We start from the raw sequence: 17,500 nt of genomic DNA, 5'->3' as shown, positions 1-17,500 counted from the left end.
ATAATCACGATCATTAAAATTGCGAAAATAGCCAATAGCGTATTGATCTAATATCTGTGGCTTAATATACTGGCCACTTGGAGCCCAAACATCCAGAGGAGTAGGAGAGCTAGTGTTTGAAATTAGGTGTAGATATTGCGCCATTCTATTGTAGCTGGCTTTTACTGACTGCGATTCATTAATGACATAAGAAATTGCTGCCCTTGGTTCAAAATTATTGTAGGCTTTAATGATCTTGCCTCTAGATTCACTATAGGTGTCCAGAATATCAGCCTCGCTGTAAATATCTCTTTCCGGATCATATGCTACGGGTTGATCATTCGCATAATTATTTAATTCATCCTGGCCCAGGCGGAAAAAATTACTGAGCCTGATACCGTATTCAGCTGAAAATTTATCACTCAGCCTGTGTTCCGCGGAAATGTAGATGGCGTTTTCTAAAGCATATTTATTGATGAGCTTATAATAATTGATGCCGGAATTCTCATCAATTGGTTTTATCTCACCGGGATTGAATTCATAGTAAGTGTTTTGTAGCCCGTATTTAAGCTGAAGATCATCATTGATATAATGATTGAAATCATATTTCACATTAAAATTCTTAATGCCGCTATCCCAGTTAAACCCAACGAAATTCAGATTTAATCCATAATAGTAATCGCTATAGATCACTGAAAGATTAGTGAAAATGTCGTCTGAAAAAACATGATTCCATCTTAAATTCAAAACAGCATTGCCATACGTATTTTCAAAATTCTGACTAATATTGAAAACGTCCCTACCAAAATAACCTGATAGTAAAAGTTTATTGCTATCATCCAGTTTATAGCTCAGCTTAGTATTCAGGTCATAGAAATATGCAGAATTTTCATTATCGGTTAATTTTAAAAATAAATGTGCGTAAGAACTTCTTGCTCCCACCAGAAATGAACCTTTATCTTTTACAATAGGGCCTTCAGCCAAAAGTCTACTCGAAATTGCCCCGATACCTCCCTGCATTTTGAATTCCTTACTGTTTCCATCTCTCTGGTAAATATCTAGAACCGAGGAAACTCGTCCACCATATTCTGCCGGAATTCCACCTTTATATAGTTTCAGGTCCTTGATCGCATCAGGATTAAAAACTGAAAATAAACCGAAAAGATGGGAAGAATTGAAAATAGTCGCTTCGTCCAAAAGTATCAAATTCTGATCTACTGCGCCACCACGCACATTGAAACCTGAAGATCCTTCTCCAGCATTTGAAACGCCGGGAAGCAACAGCAGTGATTTAACCACATCTACTTCACCAAAAACAACCGGAAGATTCTGAATAGTATTAATGGAAAGTTTGTTGACGCTCATTTCGGGTTTTCGAATATTTAAACCTTCGATATCGCTGGTGATCAAAACCTCGTCCAGGCTTTCAGAAGACTCCTTAAGCTCAAAATTTAGTTTTTTATCTTCATTCAGATTGATGGTTTGCTGAATGGGCCGATATCCCAAATAGGAAATCTGGACATTATATGTTCCGGCAGGCAATTTAATTGAATAATAACCATAGGTATTTGTGGTTACACCGGTATTATTTTCGGGAAAAATTACATTTACACCAATCAAAGTTTCATTGCTGGCAGCATCTGTTATAGTCCCATTTAAGGTATATAATTCCTGACCGTATGAATGAATACTGCTAAAGAGTATTAGCAATAAAATGGCTAAGTAGCGGATCGTCAATTTTTTATTCAAAAATAGAATTTAGTATGCTAATATAAAAGTTTAGGCTTCGCTTAGACGCATTTGTTGTTTCTCTTTTTTTGAAAATAGAAATAATAATAGGAAACTCAGAAATAAACAACTCAATAAAATGATCGCTAATGGGACTGCACTGTTTGTATGAAATAAACTAACGATAAATGAGGTGAGTGCCCCCAGAACCATCTTTAAACTTCCAATTAATGCTGATGCTCTTCCTGCTTTTTTTTCAAAGGGTTCCAATGATAATGCGGTTGTATTTGGATTTTGAAATCCGAGGAGAAATAAAATCAAAAACAAAAGGGCCGCAGTTGCGATAAATCCGAATTGAAATATTGCGTTCACCAGGAAAAGACTCGATAAAATAACCAATATCACGCTGTTAAAAAGGGTGATCTGCAGAGTAGAGTATTTTCGCAAAAACAGCCTATTGATCTGGCTTCCTAATATAAGTCCGCCCGCATTTAAACCGAATAGAATTCCAAATTCTTTCTGACTCAGATCATAATTTCCCATGAATAATTTTGGGGCATCAGAAATATAGGCAAACATGGCCCCGATAGCGAAACTACCGGAAAATGCAAAATTTGAAAATTTCGGATGTGTCAGAATTCCAAAATATTTGATCGCGACTTGCTTCGGTTTCAAATCCACATTTTTATCAGGCATAATGCTTTCCGGCAATAATTTAGTAACGCTAATGATCATTAGTGCACAAAAAATTGCCAGGAACAGAAAGATCATTTTCCAACCGAAGGATTCTATAATAAAACTTCCGACTGTAGGCGCAATGATGGGCGCACCACCCATGATCAGCATTAGAACTGAGATAGCACCTGCTACTTCATTCACCGGGAAAACATCTCTTACGATAGCCTTTGCCGCCACCATTCCGGCTGCCGCTCCAACAGCTAGAAAAAATCTTGATACGATCAACCATTCCAGGTTTGGAGAATACATACAACTTAAAGCAGATAAAAAATATAGGGAAAGACCAATTAATAAGGGTTTTTTTCGGCCATATTTGTCCATAATTGGGCCGTAAGCTAATTGTCCCAGAGAAATCCCGATAAAATAACTGGTTAAGGTAAGTCCAATCTTGCTGATGGTAGTATTGTAATCTTCGGCAATACTTTCAAAGCCCGGTAAATAAGCATCTATGGAAAATGGTCCCAGGGCAATCATGGTACCCAGAACCAGAAGGATAATATATTCCTGCTTCTTGTTCCTTTTTTCGGAATTTTTAATCATTATGCAAATTTCAGGAAACCTGATTTGCTGGTCTAATTTCCGAAGCTCTTTAACTAAAGATTAAACTATTTCGATTTAGCCTGATGATAATGGATGCTTCCGAATAAAGTGCGACCTTTATGCCTAATTATTGAACTATGTCTTTTAAAAAACTTCATCCGCAACTTAAGGAAGCAATTGATGAATTAGGTTTTGATGCGCCCACCAATTTTCAGAAGAAGGCGCTTCCGAAAATCAAAAGTGGAACCGATCTGTATTGTCTTGCTCCTGATAATGCCGGTAAAACTACGGCGATGATCATAAGTGTGATTCATAAGCTCAATGCTGAAGCTTTTGAAGATTCACCGCGTGCTTTGATCTATGTAAAAGACAAAGAAGCTGCGCTAGAGCTAGAAAGTAGATTTAAAGAATTTACCAGGGAAATGAATCTGCGAATTTATTGTGCCTATGATGAGCAGAATATCGATGACCAAAAAGATGCGATCTATTATGGAGTTGATATCGTTATCGCTACGCCAAAAAGACTGAGTCAGTTATTCTCAATGACCGGTATTCATTTAGGTCAGCTACAGTTATTCATTATTGAAGATGCTGAATTTATGGCAAAATTTGGTTTGTATAATGATGTGGTGAGAATTCCATTAAGCATTAGTAAATGTCAATATCTGGTTTTTGCGAAAAGCATGGAGCCTAAAATGGAGCGTTTGCAGGATCAATTTATGGAAAGGGCACAGATCGTTAGAAGTAATAAATAAAAAAGCCCTGTAAAAACAGGGCTTCCAGAATTTTTCAATTATAAAATTTTATGCATCTGTGGCTAAAATTTCGTTCAGTTTTGAACTTGGACGCATTGCTTTTTTAGTAAGCTCTTCGTCTGGTTCGTAATAACCTCCTATATCTACCGGAGATCCCTGTGCATCTAGAAGATCTTGAAGAATTTTCTCCTGATTATCTTCCATCATTTTTGCAATTCTTCCGAAATAAATATTTAGATCTGTATTGCTTGTTTGCTTGGATAAAGCTTCTGCCCAATATAATGCCAGGTAGAAATGACTTCCTCGGTTATCTAATTCATTCACTTTTCTGGAAGGTGATCTACCTTCATTCAGGAATCTTTCCGTAGCCTCATCTAAAGCTTCAGCTAATGTAAGTGCTTTGGAATTATTATACTTATTCCCAAGGTGTTCCAATGAAACAGCCAAGGCTAAAAATTCACCAAGTGAATCCCATCTTAAATGCCCTTCCTTAACAAACTGTTGAACGTGTTTCGGAGCTGAACCACCAGCACCGGTTTCAAACAATCCACCACCATTCATTAGTGGAACGATAGAAAGCATTTTTGCACTGGTTCCTAATTCAAGAATCGGGAATAGATCTGTAAGGTAGTCTCTAAGAACGTTCCCAGTAACTGAAATCGTATCTTTTCCGGCCTTAACCCTTTCCAGCGTATATTTAGTGGCTTCGGTTGGAGCCATAATTTTAATTTCCAAGCCGTCCGTATCGTGTTCCGGCAAGTACTTGTTTACTTTTTTAATCAATTCAGCATCATGCGCTCTGGTTTTATCCAGCCAGAAAACTGCCGGCATACCGGTAGCTTTTGCTCTTGTGATCGCTAGTTTAATCCAATCCTGGATAGGAGCATCTTTAACCTGGCACATTCTCCAGATATCACCTTTTTCAACGGAATGTTCAAGAATTGTATCTCCATTTGAGTTAATAACCTTTACGGTTCCGTTACCAGGAATTTCGAAAGTTTTGTCATGAGAACCATATTCCTCAGCTTTTTGGGCCATTAACCCAACATTAGGAACGGTTCCCATAGTTGTAGGATCAAAAGCACCATGTTCTTTACAGAAATCTATGGTAGCCTGGTACAATCCCGCGTAGGAACTATCAGGTATAACCGCTTTGGTGTCCTGAGTTTTGCCTTCAGCATTCCACATTTGTCCCGAAGTTCTAATCATTGCAGGCATAGAGGCATCAATAATTACATCACTTGGTACGTGAAGGTTGGTAATACCCTCATCTGAATTTACCATGGCGATGTCTGGACCATCTTTAAGATCTTTTTCTATAGCAGATTTGATCTCGTTTCTTTTGTCCTCAGGAAGGGTTTCTATCGCTTTTAGAACATCCCCAAGTCCACTATTTTGATCTGCTCCGGCTTTTTCCAGTTCTTCACCGTATTTTTCGAATACATCTTCAAAAAATACTTCTACTGCATGTCCAAAAATGATTGGGTCTGAAACCTTCATCATGGTAGCTTTCATATGAAGTGAGAAAAGAACATCCTTTTCTTTAGCGTCTTTTACTTCTTTGCGAAGAAATTCCAGAAGCGCTTTTTTATTCATTACCGTCGCATCAACAACTTCACCGTTCAACACCTTTAAATTGTCTTTTAAAACTTTCTTCTCTCCATTTTCCGAAGTGAATTCAATTTTAAGGGTGTCATCGTTGGTTAAGGTCAGAGATTTTTCATTAGATCTGAAATCACCTTCACTCATCGTTGCCACATGAGTTTTAGAGTCTGAGCTCCATTCACCCATTCTATGTGGGTTTTTCTTAGCGAAATTCTTAACTGCTTTTGGAGCACGTCTGTCTGAATTTCCTTCCCTTAATACCGGGTTCACCGCGCTACCTTTTACTTTATCGTAGCGAGCCTGGATTTCCTTTTCTTTATCGTTGGCAGGTTCGTCTGGATAATCTGGTATCGCAAAACCTTTTGCCTGTAATTCGGCTATCGCATTCTTTAACTGAGGAATGGATGCACTTATATTTGGTAATTTAATGATGTTTGCTTCTGGTTTTTTAGCCAGTTCACCAAGTTCGGCAAGATCATCGCTTACTTTTTGATCATCTTCCAGGTAATCTGGAAACTGCGAAAGTATTCTACCAGCCAATGAAATATCACGGGTTTCTAGGCTTACGCCTGCGGCTTTAGTGAAAGCCTCAATAATTGGCAGGAACGAATAAGTTGCCAGCATTGGAGCCTCATCAGTTTTGGTATAAATTATTTTTTCTTTCTGTGACATTTTTTATGTTTTTGGTTGCAATATATTCAAAGAAAACCCCGGAAGATTCCAGGGTAATATCTTACGTGCAATATACAGTATTTTCGCCTTTTATCCTAGGTTTAAAGGCTTTCTGAGGTGTTAAGAATTCATAAATATGAAATAAAAAAGCCATTTCATCTTAATTGCTAAAATGAAATGGCTTCAGGAAACAGTAAGTTGCCATATTAATGACATCAAGCTCTACAGCCTATATTCGAACTGTTTCGATCGATTTAGTTTCAAAGAACTAAAACTAAATCAAACAACTTTTATCTTTCAAACGAATTTTGATGATACAAAATATTAAATGTTATATAGAAGATAAAAGCTAAATATGTAAAGAACTTGCTTTACTTGAAAATCGTCCAGATTAAAAATTCTTTTGTCATCTTAACCGCTACGATATCTCATACTAAATATAAGAAGATAAAGACAATTTAGAAAGACTTTTAACTTTTCAGAAAGTATTTTTTGAGAAAATATCGCACAAAAAAAGCCCCAATAGAATTGGAGCTTTTTAAAATATATTCTAAAGAATAATTATTTTCTGATCGCTTCTTTAATACGAGCTTTCTTACCAGTAAGACCTCTAAAGTAGAAAATTCTAGCTCTTCTAACTTTACCTTTCTTATTAACTTCGATCTTCTGAATAGCAGGAAGGTTGATTGGGAAAATTCTTTCCACTCCAACAGTTCCACTCATTTTTCTAATTGTAAAAGTCTGAGAAGAACCTGTTCCTCTTTTCTGGATCACAACTCCTCTAAAGAACTGAGTTCTGGTTTTCTGACCCTCTTTAATTTCGTAATAAACAGTGATAGTATCACCTGCTTCAAATTCTGGCAGATCTTTTCTGTCTACGAATTCGTCCTGAACGTATTTTATTAACGATTCCATTTTAAATAGTTTAAAGTAAAATCCAAAACAACATCCACGGTTATCGCCAGAGGTTATTCTAGAATGAGTGCAAAATTAATCAATTTATATTATTCTACAAGCCTGTTAGAGAAAAAATTAATCTTCTTCTAAAAGGTCTGGTCTAAGCCTTTTAGTTCTTTCATAAGCCTGATTCTCACGCCATTCTTCGATCTTAGGAAAATTACCTGATGTAAGAATTTCGGGAACTTCCCATCCCTTATATTCAGCGGGCCGGGTATAAACTGGTGGAGCTAGTAAATTATCCTGGAAAGAATCGGTTAGGGCAGAGGTTTCATTTCCCAAAACTCCGGGAATTAATCTAATGATCGAATCACATAGAACTGCTGCTCCTAGTTCACCTCCGGAAAGTACATAATCTCCAATAGAAATTTCTCGGGTGATAAACTGGTCTCTCACTCGCTGATCCACTCCTTTATAATGACCGCACAGAATGATTATATTTTCAGAAAGACTAAGGCTATTTGCTGTTTTTTGATTTAGCGTAGCTCCATCTGGCGTCATATAGATAACTTCGTCATAATCTCTTTCAGCCTTCAATCCAGAAATGCATTTATCAATCGGTTCTATCATCATAACCATCCCTGCGCCTCCTCCAAATTGATAATCATCTACCTGCTTGTAATTATCAGTAGTATAATCGCGAAGATTATGTAAATGAATTTCCACAAGTCCCTTTTGAATCGCTCGCTGTAATATGGAAGCTTCAAACGGACTTTTCAGAATGTCCGGTACTACCGTTATGATGTCAATTCGCATGATAGAGATTTAAAATTTTCAGGAAGTAGCAGTAATTTTATGAATTACCGCTGGCTTTGTTCTTTTCGTCCTGTAACATTCTTCCAAGGCGCTGTTCTTTTTCCAGAGCTTTGGTTCGGTAAGCATCAAATTCTTTTTCAGTTTCGCTTAACTTTTGCTGTGCATCGCGGGTTGCAGCATGGGAGCTCTTATATCGGAAGAAAATGATCAGTAATAGAACGATCAAAACTCCAACGATTCCCCACATCATTGCTTTATAGCCTCCTTTTGAGAAAGGCATGCCCAAAAACATCAAAGCATCCTTTTCTTCAGAAACTCTATAAAAGTCTTCCTGGGTCGCTTCCAGATCAGATTTTAATTTCTGGATTTCATCATTCTGCTGGTCGACCGTATTTTTTTGAACAACGATTTCTTCCTTTAATTCGGTAATATAATTTCTGGTAGTATTCCTTAATTCAATAAGTTTATCGTAATCTACAACCTTATAACCCTGGTAGTTATTAGACTCCTGGATCAATGCTGAAAATTCATCCTGAATTGGTGTTTCCGTTTTAAGGCTGTCTGTTTGAGCATTCATCTGAAATACACTTACAATAACAAAAACAGCTACAATGTAAAGTTTGTTACTCATCTTCTTGGGGATTGATTTTGTTTGTTCATTAAAACAAAAAGCGAAAATATTGGGTTAGTATATTTCAGATTTTCGGGAAGAGGTTCGCTTTTGTAAAATTTAAATTGTTTTGAATCAGTTTTATAAAATATTTTAAGTGGCGCAAAAATAAAAAAAACCTGCCGGATTGGGCAGGTCTTTTCTTTAAAAATATATAAGATCCTAGTAATAAGTGTAGCGTCTCACTTTTGCGATATATTTAGCAAGCCTAATTACCTGATGACTATAACCGTATTCATTATCATACCATATATATAGTATTACATTTTTTCCATCTGCCGAAACTATCGTTGCATTACTGTCATAGATCGCCGGGGCAGAAGATCCAATAATGTCTGACGAAACAAGTTCATTGTCCACAGAATATTGAATTTGTTCAACAAGTTCTCCTTCCAAGGCATATCTTTTAAGAAGTGAATTTACATCTTCAAGATTTGTTTCCTTTTCAACTTCAAGATTTAAAATTGCTAAAGAACCATTAGGTACAGGAACTCGTATTGCGTTAGAGGTTAATTTCCCTTCGAATACAGGCAAAGCTTTAGATACAGCTTTTCCAGCACCGGTTTCGGTAATCACCATATTTAAGCCTGCAGCGCGACCTCTCCTGTATTTATCATGCATATTATCCACCAGGTTCTGGTCATTTGTATAAGCATGAATGGTTTCGAGATGGCCATGAACAACCCCCAGAGAATCCTGAATTGCTTTTAGAACCGGAGTGATGGCATTCGTAGTACAGGAAGCGGCAGAAAAGATATCGATCTCATCTGGATTATACTCCTTTTGATTTACTCCGTGAACAATATTAGGAACTCCTTTACCTGGAGCCGTCAATAATACTTTCGCAGCACCTTTCGATGTCAGGTGTCTGCTCAAGGCTTCTTTATCTCTGAATGCACCGGTATTATCTATCACCAAAGCATTGTTTATTCCGTATTTGGTGTAGTCTATGTCTTCTGGCTGGTTTGCTGAAATCATATGGACAGTTGTTCCATTAATGATCAATGCCGAATTCTTTGCATCAACATTTACGGTTCCGCTGAAAGGACCATGAACAGAATCACTTTTCAGTAAAGATGCTCTTTTCTCCAGAACACTTTGATCTACTTTTCCTCTGGTTACCACCGCACGAAGCCTAAGCTGGTTTCCTTTTCCGGTTCTGGTCATTAATTCACGCGCTACAAGCCTTCCAATTCTACCAAAACCATAAAGCACCACATCTTTTGGAGTAACTGCTTCCGTTTCCTTGGCATCATTGAGTTTATTTGAAACAAAGGCCATGGCATTGCTGTGAGGCTGACCATCCAAATGGTATTCATAAGTAAGTTTACCAATATCGAGTTTAGCCGGAGGAAGGTTAAGATCCTGAATTGCTTTGGCGATTTCAACCGAATCAAATATGGAAATTGGCTTCCCAACGAATTCTGCAGCATATTCATGAAGGTCAAGAATATCACTTACATTTCTGTTGATAAGCTGATTTCTGAATAGCACAAGCTCGATAGATTTGTCATACCAAAGATCGCTGACAATATTTATAAATTCTACAGTTGCTTTTCGGCGATCAGCTTGAAAAGAAAGTTCCTTTTCGTAAACTTTATTAAAGTCCATGTTAAGTTGTGTTGTTATAAATTTTCGGCAAAAGTATATATTTCAAACGTTTTCGTAAAAGTTTTTATACATAAAAAACCCTTCCGAAGGGGAAGGGTTCAATTTTACTGGTGATAACATTAATTATCTCCAGATCATTCGTTGTTTTTCACCGCGTTGATTGTAATATGTAATCACGATAGAGCTTGCTTTAGATCTCGTTTGCATGATCTCTTCCACATCTCTGATGGTGTTAACTTTCTGATTATTTATTTCAGCTATAATTCCGCCAACTAGATCTGCAGAAGGAAGGTCTTCACTTAAAGTTCTATTGATTCTAACACCATTCGGTGCTTTGTATTCTTTTAATTCCTCCGGAGTGGCATTGGCAACTTCCAGTCCCAAAACCGGGATTGCGAAGGTGGTTAATTCGGTAAGTTTTACATTTACTTCTTTTTCCTTGCCATTTCTTAGTAGCCTAACCATAACTTCATCCCCGGGTCTTTTTGAATTTATATAACCGGTTAGATCTGAAAACTTATTGATTTCAATATTGTCTATTTTTCGAATAATATCATTTTCACGGATACCGGATTTTTCAGCTCCACTTCCAGGGGTTACTTCTGAAACGAATACACCTTGAGATTCAGATAAATCCAATCTTTCGATTGTTTGTGGATTTAAACTTCCACCTCTAATACCAAGTATTCCTTTCTGAACATCACCGAACTCCATGATATCTTCTACGATCTTTCTGGCATTATTGGAAGGAACCGCAAAGGCATAACCAATATAACTGCCACTAGGAGAACTAATCGCAGTATTAATTCCTACAAGTTCACCGTTAATATTCACCAATGCACCACCGCTGTTTCCGGGATTAATGGCTGCATCAGTCTGGATGAAAGATTGAGGTGAATTATCACGAACGTTTAGATCTCTAGCTTTTGCACTGATAATTCCCGCCGTAACCGTAGATTTTAAATTGAATGGATTACCAACAGCCAGCACCCATTCTCCTAATTCAAGATTATTAGAGTTTCCAAATGGAATATACTCCAGTTCCTCATCAGCGTCTACTTTGATCAGCGCGATATCAGAAATTGGATCACTGCCTACAACTTCAGCTTTATAGGTTTTGTTATTATTCAGGGTTACTTCAATTTCACTTGCGCCATCAATTACGTGGTTGTTGGTAACAATATACCCGTCAGGCGTAATAATGACTCCAGATCCTGCACCCTGCAGTGCACGTCCGCCGTTATTTCCGTAAGGAGTATATTCCCAAATACTACGCGGGCCTCCTTTAAAAACTGCCACATTTTTTACGTGAACTACCGCATGTACAGTTTTTTCAGCCGCTTCGGTAAAATCGGCATTGGTTCCATAGTTTGGAGTTTTGGTGACTGGGATAAAAGAATTTTCTGTCTCCTGAGTTAAAAATTGTTCAGATTCTTCCTCAAAAAAAAGCTTGTAACTCCCTAGTGTTACTGCTCCTCCAAGGATAGAAACAAGTAGTAGGCTTGCTATTTTTTTCATTTCGGATATTATTTAATTTATAAACAATTTACTTGACCAGATTATTATGCTGAGAACATAAATTTAACGACCATTTAACAGCCCGGAAATCCTCTTCAAAATTGTATATTTGTGCCACTTTAAAATGACTTATGAAGCTGACATTTTATAAATATCAGGGTACCGGTAATGACTTTGTCATGATCGATAATCGTAACAATAATTTCTCCAAAAATGATACCAAATTGGTAAGTCATCTATGTGACAGAAGATTTGGCATTGGCGCTGACGGACTGATATTGCTAGAGCATAGTGAGATTGCTGGTGATGATTTTAAGATGGTATACTATAATGCAGATGGGAACGAAAGCAGTATGTGCGGAAATGGCGGAAGGTGCCTGGTCGCTTTTGCAAAACACCTTGGAATTATTGAAAATTCAGCTAAATTCACTGCAATTGATGGCGCTCACGACGCCTTCATTAAAGATGGAATTGTAAGTCTAAAAATGCAGAATGTACGTGACTTGCAAGTTGAGAGTGATTTTTTATATCTGGATACAGGTTCGCCGCATCACGTAATTTTTACAGAGAATGTGGCAGATATTGATATTCGAAAAAAAGGTTCAGAGATCAGGTATTCTGAGAGGTACAAAGGTAATAACGGTACTAACGTTAATTTTGTGGAACCGGTTTCTGAAGATACTTTTTCAGTAAGAACTTACGAGAGAGGAGTGGAAGATGAAACATTTTCCTGTGGAACTGGAGTAACGGCTGTTGCCCTGGCGGCATTCAGTTCGAACAGAACAAAATCGGAAAAGGTTAAGTTACTGACTCCTGGAGGAGAATTATCGGTTAAATTTAAAGAATCTGAAAAAGGCTTTTCTGATGTCTGGCTATCCGGGCCGGCAGAATTAGTTTTTAAAGGTGAGATTATATGTTAACATTAAAAGGTCAGAAAGTATTTCTGAGAGCCCTGGAACCTGAAGATCTTGATTTTGTTCATGAGATCGAGAATAATGAGGATTTCTGGGAGATCAGTTCTACTCAGGCCCCTTATTCAAAGTTTTTAATTCGGCAGTATATAGAAAATGCTCACCGGGATATCTATGATATTAAGCAATTGAGGCTGGTAATTTGTACTAAAAGAGGTAGAAGAGTTGGGCTTATAGATGTTTTTGATCTTGAACCTAAAGACAAACGGGCCTCTATTGGTATTTTGATAGCAAATAATAAGGATCGAAAGAAAGGTTTTGGTTCAGAAAGTTTATCGTTGCTCTGTGATTTCTGCTTTACGCACCTAGGTTTACACCAGGTTTATGCGAATGTTACTGAAGGTAATAAGGAAAGCATGCGCATTTTTGAAAATAATGGTTTTAGAAAAGTTGGTCTGAAAAAAGACTGGACGCTATTCAATGGTGAATATAAAGATGAATGGCTATATCAATTAATAAGTAATGTACATTAGAAAAATACTTCTCGCTGTTCTCGTTCTCGGGGTCATAGGATTCGGGATCTTTGGATATTATGTTTATAACAGCATCTTTTCCTCTAATACAGATTTTGATTCAAAAGAACAGATCGTATATATTCCAACGGGTGCTAATTTTCAAACGGTGATCGATTCCCTGCGCCCACATTTGAAGAATTTGGAGTCTTTCTCGCTAGTTGCGCAAAAGAAAGGATATGCTAATAATATTAGACCCGGTCGTTATTTTCTGAAGAAAGGGATGAATAACAATGAACTGGTGAATCAATTGAGGATAGGCAACAAACCTGTGAAGGTAATTTTCAATAATCAGGAGCGACTGGAGGATCTTGCCGGTAGAATTTCAGGGCAGATTGAAGCTGATAGTGCCGAACTTCTTCAATCCTTCAAAGACGAATCTTATCTTAAAGAAAATGATCTGGATTTAAAAAATGCTTTAAATCTTTATATTCCTAATCAATATGAATTCTATTGGAATACTTCTGCGGAAGAATTTAGAGATAGAATGAAAAAGGAATATGATCGTTTCTGGAATGAAAAGAGAAGGCAAAAAGCAGAAGAAATTGGACTCACACCGCAGCAGGTCACTGTTCTGGCCTCTATTGTACAGAAGGAAACTGCCAAGGTGGATGAAAGACCCAGAGTTGCTGGTGTTTACATGAATCGATATAAGGACGGATGGAAACTGGATGCAGATCCTACAGTTATATTTGCCATAAAAGAAAAGACCGGTAATTTTGATACCATCATTAAAAGGGTGCTTTATAAAGACCTGGAGTTAGATTCTCCTTACAATACTTACAAATACCGACAAATTCCTCCTGGCCCTATATCAATGCCAGATATTTCTTCAATCGATGCGGTATTGAATTATGAAGATCACGATTACTATTATTTTGTGGCGAATGTAGAGAATTTTGGTTACCACAAATTCGCCAAAAATCTTGCGCAACATAACCGAAATAAGCAGGAATATGTGCGTTGGATCAATCGCCAGGGAATAAAGAGATAATTCGCTTTTTGTTTAGGAAAGTTTAAGTTTTTGACTTTCAGTAAGTTATTGTTTTGTTAAGGGGTTTCAGAACTTTAAATAATGTTTAACAGCCTGTAATTCAAATTATTAAAATTTGTTATACATTTGCCCGGCAAATATGAAAGGGGTGTGACCTGAAATTTTAGGTCTGCCATTAACCTTTCAAAAACAAAAGCAATGAGAAAGAAAATTGCAAAATTTTCAATCTTGCCTCTTATAGCGGGCTCGGTTTTTTTTAGTTTTTCTACAAAGAAAGCCGCAAACTTAGATCTGGAACAATATTCCACTTTTGATCTTGACCTTGACTACACGGTTTTAGATGTTAGAGATGAAATAGTTCCGGAATTTGAAATCTCTCACACTTCACCTTTTCTTGGTAAATCTTATGTAGGATTTAAAGAAGCTCTGGCTTTTAAAGAGTCCAGAGGAAATTACAAGAGTATTAATGAATACGGATATTTAGGGAAGTATCAGTTCGGAAAAGGAACCTTAAAGCTTGTTGGAGTTTACGATAGCATTGGTTTTCTTAATTCTCCGGCACTACAGGAGGCTGCATTTTACGCCAATGCTTCAAGGAATAAGTGGATACTTCAGCGTGATATCAAAAGATTTGTTGGGAAAACAATTAATGGAGTTGAGGTTACCGAATCTGGTATTTTAGCTGCTGCGCACCTTGCTGGTCCTGGTAGCGTGAAGAAATACTTACGTAGCTGGGGTGCTCAGGCTTTTAGTGATGCGTTTGGAACTACCATTAAAACCTACATGAAGCGTTTTGGTGGATACGATGTATCATTCATAAAAACTGAAAAGAACGCCCGAGTAGATTTCTCTCGATTTTCAGCCTAAAGATCTTTCTGTATAATAAAAATAGCCGGTCTTTTATGTAGATCGGTTTTTATATTTTTCCATTCTGAAGCTGTCGCAGTTTTAACGAATTCAGATTCCAAAGTTAGATCACAGGCAACACAAATTCTTGTAGTAGGATGAAGTATCTGAATCAAATCTTCCAGAAATTTCATATTTCTGTAAGGTGTTTCGATAAAAATCTGCGCCTGATTTTTTTCCAGAGAAATTCTTTCCAACTGTTTAAGCTCATGTTTTCTATCTTTTTTGTCAATGGGAAGATATCCGTGGAAAGTAAAACTCTGTCCGTTCATTCCACTGGCCATCATAGCTAAAAGAATAGAGGAGGGGCCTATTAATGGAACTACCTGAATATTGTATCTGTGAGCTAGTTTTACAATTTCAGCTCCGGGGTCTGCCACACCGGGACAACCTGCTTCGCTTAATAAACCAACATTTTTACCTTCTTTAGCCGCATCCAGAAAAGTCGGGATTTCAGCCGCATCAGTAAATTTATTAAGTCCTTTAAGGCTTAAGTTTTGCTGTGATTTCTGAGGAAGAATTTGCTTGATGAATCTTCTCGCAGACTTTTCATTTTCAACTATAAAATCTTCGATCGAATCAATGATTTTAGCGTTTAGAGGGGGGAATACTTTGTCGGAATTTGACTCTCCTAATCCTACGGGAATGAGATATAATTTTCCGAAATTATTCTGATTGGAACTCATAGTGTCCCGTTTTCCAGCTTTTCTGCGATCTGACCGCAGGCTTCATCCAGCATCATATAAACATTTTCAAATCCCTGTTCACCACCATGGTAAGGATCTGGAACATCAACATTTTCTGAAGGAAAAATTTCCTCCAGGATTAAATGTACTTTTTGCCTGTCCTCATCGGTTTCAGCAAGAGCCATGACATCTTTAAAATTTGAATTATCCATCGTGAAGATGTAATCAAAGTCTTCAAAGTCTTTTTTTGAAAATTGTCTTCCGCGCTGCTCGGTGATATCAAGATCGTATCTTTTCGCGATCGCAATAGACCTGCTGTCTGGCTTAGAGCCTATATGCCAGCTTCCGGTTCCTGCAGAATCTACAAAAACTTTACTGGAGTCAACTTTAGATTTAAGAATACCCTCGGCTAGTGGTGATCTGCAAATATTGCCGAGGCACACCATCAATACCCTGGTTTTCATAAATTATATTTTATAGAGTGAGCTTTTTGTTGAGGTCTTCAACAAATTTTTTGAATTGTTTGTCTGTAGCAGCAAGATTATCTACGGTTTTACAGGCATGTAAAACTGTTGCATGATCACGGCTTCCAATCTGGGAACCAATACTCGCTAAAGATGCTTTTGTAAATTTCTTAGCAAAGAACATAGCCAGCTGTCTTGCCTGAACAATGTGTCTCTTTCTTGTTTTAGACTGTAAGGTGTCAACATCCATCTGGAAATAATCACTAACTACTTTTTGAATGTAGTCTATAGATACCTCACGTTTCGTATTCTTAACGTAGTTGTCTACGATTTTCTTGGCAAGCTCCAGGGTGATATCTTTCTTGTTGAAAGAAGAATGAGCGATTAAAGAAATAATGGCTCCTTCAAGTTCCCTGATATTGGTTTTTATATTATTGGCAAGAAATTCCACAATATCTTCCGGCATTTCAACACCGTCACGATATAGTTTGTTCTTGATGATCGAAACGCGGGTTTCAAAATCTGGATGCTGAAGTTCAGCTGAAAGTCCCCATTTAAACCTTGATAGCAAACGCTGTTCGATATCCTGCATGTCTACAGGAGCCTTATCACTGGTAAGAATTACCTGTTTGCCGTTCTGGTGCAGGTGATTAAAAATGTGGAAAAATACATCCTGTGTTCCTGCTTTACCTGAAAGTAACTGGATATCATCTACTACCAATACATCAATGATCTGGTAAAAATGGATGAAGTCGTTTCGGTTATTCTTCTTTACAGACTCTATATACTGCTGGGTGAATTTCTCAGCTGAAATATACAGAACGGTTTTTTCCGGATATTTGTCTTTTATTTCAACACCAATAGCATGGGCTAAATGCGTTTTTCCAAGTCCAACCCCTCCGAAAATAAGTAATGGGTTGAAGGAAGTTCCTCCGGGCTTGTTAGCTACAGCCAGCCCTGCCGATCTCGCGAGACGGTTAGATTCTCCTTCCAGGAAATTCTCAAAATTATAGTTAGGATTAAGCTGAGATTCGATCTTTACATTTCTGATTCCAGGAATGATAAAAGGGTTTTTCAGCTCCGGACTTTTATTCTTTATAGGCACATCAACTTCCTGTGATGCCATTTGTGATCTTTGGGTACTTGGGATCTTTTCGGTAAATGGTAATTTGTTACCGTAAGTATTTTCCATTTTGATCACATAAACCAACTTAGCCTTCTCACCAAGTTCACGAGTTAGTGATACCTTTAGTAGCTTAACATAATGTTCTTCGAGCCATTCATAGAAAAACTTTGAAGGCACCTGTATGCTTAGAGCACAATCTGTAAGTTTCACTGCTTGGATAGGTTCAAACCATGTTTTGTATGCTTGAGGTGTAATGTTATCCTGAATAAATGACAGACAGTTATTCCAAACCGATTGCGCAGTTTTTGACAT

The 17,500-nt window shown here is 37.4% G+C and carries 16 protein-coding genes (1 of these 16 cut by a window edge); 5 read left to right on the top strand and 11 right to left on the bottom strand.

Features of this window, described 5'->3' with window-relative positions:
• Together AC2S94_RS00080 and AC2S94_RS00075 are read right to left on the bottom strand one after the other, a co-directional pair.
• A protein-coding gene (locus AC2S94_RS00080; RefSeq protein WP_484629488.1) for a TonB-dependent receptor crosses the window boundary here: on the bottom strand, window positions 1-1,728 show its 5' portion. It extends 660 nt beyond the left edge of the window; the window shows 1,728 of its 2,388 coding nt (coding positions 1-1,728); the start codon lies at window positions 1,726-1,728; the stop codon falls past the left edge of the window.
• A gap of 30 nt (window positions 1,729-1,758) precedes the next feature.
• Window positions 1,759-2,985 carry a multidrug effflux MFS transporter gene (locus AC2S94_RS00075; protein ID WP_484629487.1) on the bottom strand — a complete coding sequence of 409 codons (1,227 nt, stop codon included), beginning with the start codon at window positions 2,983-2,985 and terminating at the stop codon, window positions 1,759-1,761.
• Between the two features lie 137 nt (window positions 2,986-3,122).
• Between AC2S94_RS00075 and AC2S94_RS00070 the strand changes: the two genes are divergently transcribed.
• Window positions 3,123-3,740: a DEAD/DEAH box helicase gene (locus AC2S94_RS00070; RefSeq protein ID WP_484629486.1), complete on the top strand. Its 618-nt coding sequence runs from the start codon at window positions 3,123-3,125 to the stop codon at window positions 3,738-3,740.
• Window positions 3,741-3,788: 48 nt separating this feature from the next.
• Here the strand turns inward: AC2S94_RS00070 and AC2S94_RS00065 are convergent, their stop codons facing one another.
• The 6 genes from AC2S94_RS00065 to AC2S94_RS00040 form a co-directional block, all read right to left on the bottom strand.
• Window positions 3,789-6,017: an NADP-dependent isocitrate dehydrogenase gene (locus tag AC2S94_RS00065; RefSeq protein ID WP_484629485.1), complete on the bottom strand. Its 2,229-nt coding sequence runs from the start codon at window positions 6,015-6,017 to the stop codon at window positions 3,789-3,791.
• A gap of 561 nt (window positions 6,018-6,578) precedes the next feature.
• On the bottom strand, window positions 6,579-6,932 hold the full coding sequence (gene rplS / locus AC2S94_RS00060; protein ID WP_484629484.1) for a 50S ribosomal protein L19: 354 nt from the start codon (window positions 6,930-6,932) through the stop codon (window positions 6,579-6,581).
• Window positions 6,933-7,049: 117 nt separating this feature from the next.
• The gene (trmD, locus tag AC2S94_RS00055; protein WP_484629483.1) at window positions 7,050-7,730 is read right to left on the bottom strand and encodes a tRNA (guanosine(37)-N1)-methyltransferase TrmD; all 681 of its coding nucleotides are present in this window, start codon (window positions 7,728-7,730) and stop codon (window positions 7,050-7,052) included.
• A gap of 37 nt (window positions 7,731-7,767) precedes the next feature.
• Window positions 7,768-8,361, bottom strand: a complete 594-nt coding sequence (locus AC2S94_RS00050; RefSeq protein WP_484629482.1) for a hypothetical protein — start codon at window positions 8,359-8,361, stop codon at window positions 7,768-7,770.
• A gap of 201 nt (window positions 8,362-8,562) precedes the next feature.
• Window positions 8,563-10,011, bottom strand: a complete 1,449-nt coding sequence (locus tag AC2S94_RS00045) for a glyceraldehyde-3-phosphate dehydrogenase (RefSeq protein WP_484629481.1) — start codon at window positions 10,009-10,011, stop codon at window positions 8,563-8,565.
• 123 nt (window positions 10,012-10,134) lie between these two features.
• The gene (locus AC2S94_RS00040) at window positions 10,135-11,529 is read right to left on the bottom strand and encodes a trypsin-like peptidase domain-containing protein (RefSeq protein WP_484629480.1); all 1,395 of its coding nucleotides are present in this window, start codon (window positions 11,527-11,529) and stop codon (window positions 10,135-10,137) included.
• Between the two features lie 131 nt (window positions 11,530-11,660).
• Here AC2S94_RS00040 and dapF point away from each other — a divergent pair, with 131 nt between their 5' ends.
• From dapF to AC2S94_RS00020, 4 genes are all read left to right on the top strand, one after another.
• Window positions 11,661-12,449, top strand: a complete 789-nt coding sequence (dapF, locus tag AC2S94_RS00035; RefSeq protein WP_484629479.1) for a diaminopimelate epimerase — start codon at window positions 11,661-11,663, stop codon at window positions 12,447-12,449.
• Complete coding sequence (locus tag AC2S94_RS00030) at window positions 12,443-12,973, top strand: GNAT family N-acetyltransferase (protein ID WP_484629478.1); 531 nt, start codon at window positions 12,443-12,445, stop codon at window positions 12,971-12,973. The genes dapF and AC2S94_RS00030 overlap by 7 nt, the downstream gene beginning before the upstream one ends.
• On the top strand, window positions 12,963-14,006 hold the full coding sequence (gene mltG, locus AC2S94_RS00025) for an endolytic transglycosylase MltG (RefSeq protein ID WP_484629477.1): 1,044 nt from the start codon (window positions 12,963-12,965) through the stop codon (window positions 14,004-14,006). Before AC2S94_RS00030 ends, mltG begins: the two co-directional genes overlap by 11 nt.
• 198 nt (window positions 14,007-14,204) lie before the next feature.
• Window positions 14,205-14,873 carry a peptidoglycan-binding protein LysM gene (locus AC2S94_RS00020; protein WP_484629476.1) on the top strand — a complete coding sequence of 223 codons (669 nt, stop codon included), beginning with the start codon at window positions 14,205-14,207 and terminating at the stop codon, window positions 14,871-14,873.
• On the opposite strand, the gene AC2S94_RS00015 is transcribed toward AC2S94_RS00020, so the two are convergent.
• From AC2S94_RS00015 to dnaA, 3 genes are read right to left on the bottom strand one after another with little or no spacing between them, the layout of a single operon-like run.
• Entirely contained in the window at window positions 14,870-15,598 is a 729-nt protein-coding gene (locus tag AC2S94_RS00015) for an SAM-dependent methyltransferase (protein ID WP_484629475.1), read from the bottom strand. The genes AC2S94_RS00020 and AC2S94_RS00015 overlap by 4 nt on opposite strands.
• Window positions 15,595-16,062 carry a low molecular weight protein-tyrosine-phosphatase gene (locus AC2S94_RS00010; protein WP_484629474.1) on the bottom strand — a complete coding sequence of 156 codons (468 nt, stop codon included), beginning with the start codon at window positions 16,060-16,062 and terminating at the stop codon, window positions 15,595-15,597. The genes AC2S94_RS00015 and AC2S94_RS00010 overlap by 4 nt, the downstream gene beginning before the upstream one ends.
• A 10-nt stretch (window positions 16,063-16,072) precedes the next feature.
• Window positions 16,073-17,500 carry a chromosomal replication initiator protein DnaA gene (dnaA, locus tag AC2S94_RS00005; protein WP_484629473.1) on the bottom strand — a complete coding sequence of 476 codons (1,428 nt, stop codon included), beginning with the start codon at window positions 17,498-17,500 and terminating at the stop codon, window positions 16,073-16,075.

The organism is Christiangramia pacifica (assembly GCF_057221535.1).
The sequence above is the reverse complement of the archived record's forward strand: the minus strand, read 5'-3'. Positions and strand labels throughout refer to the sequence as shown.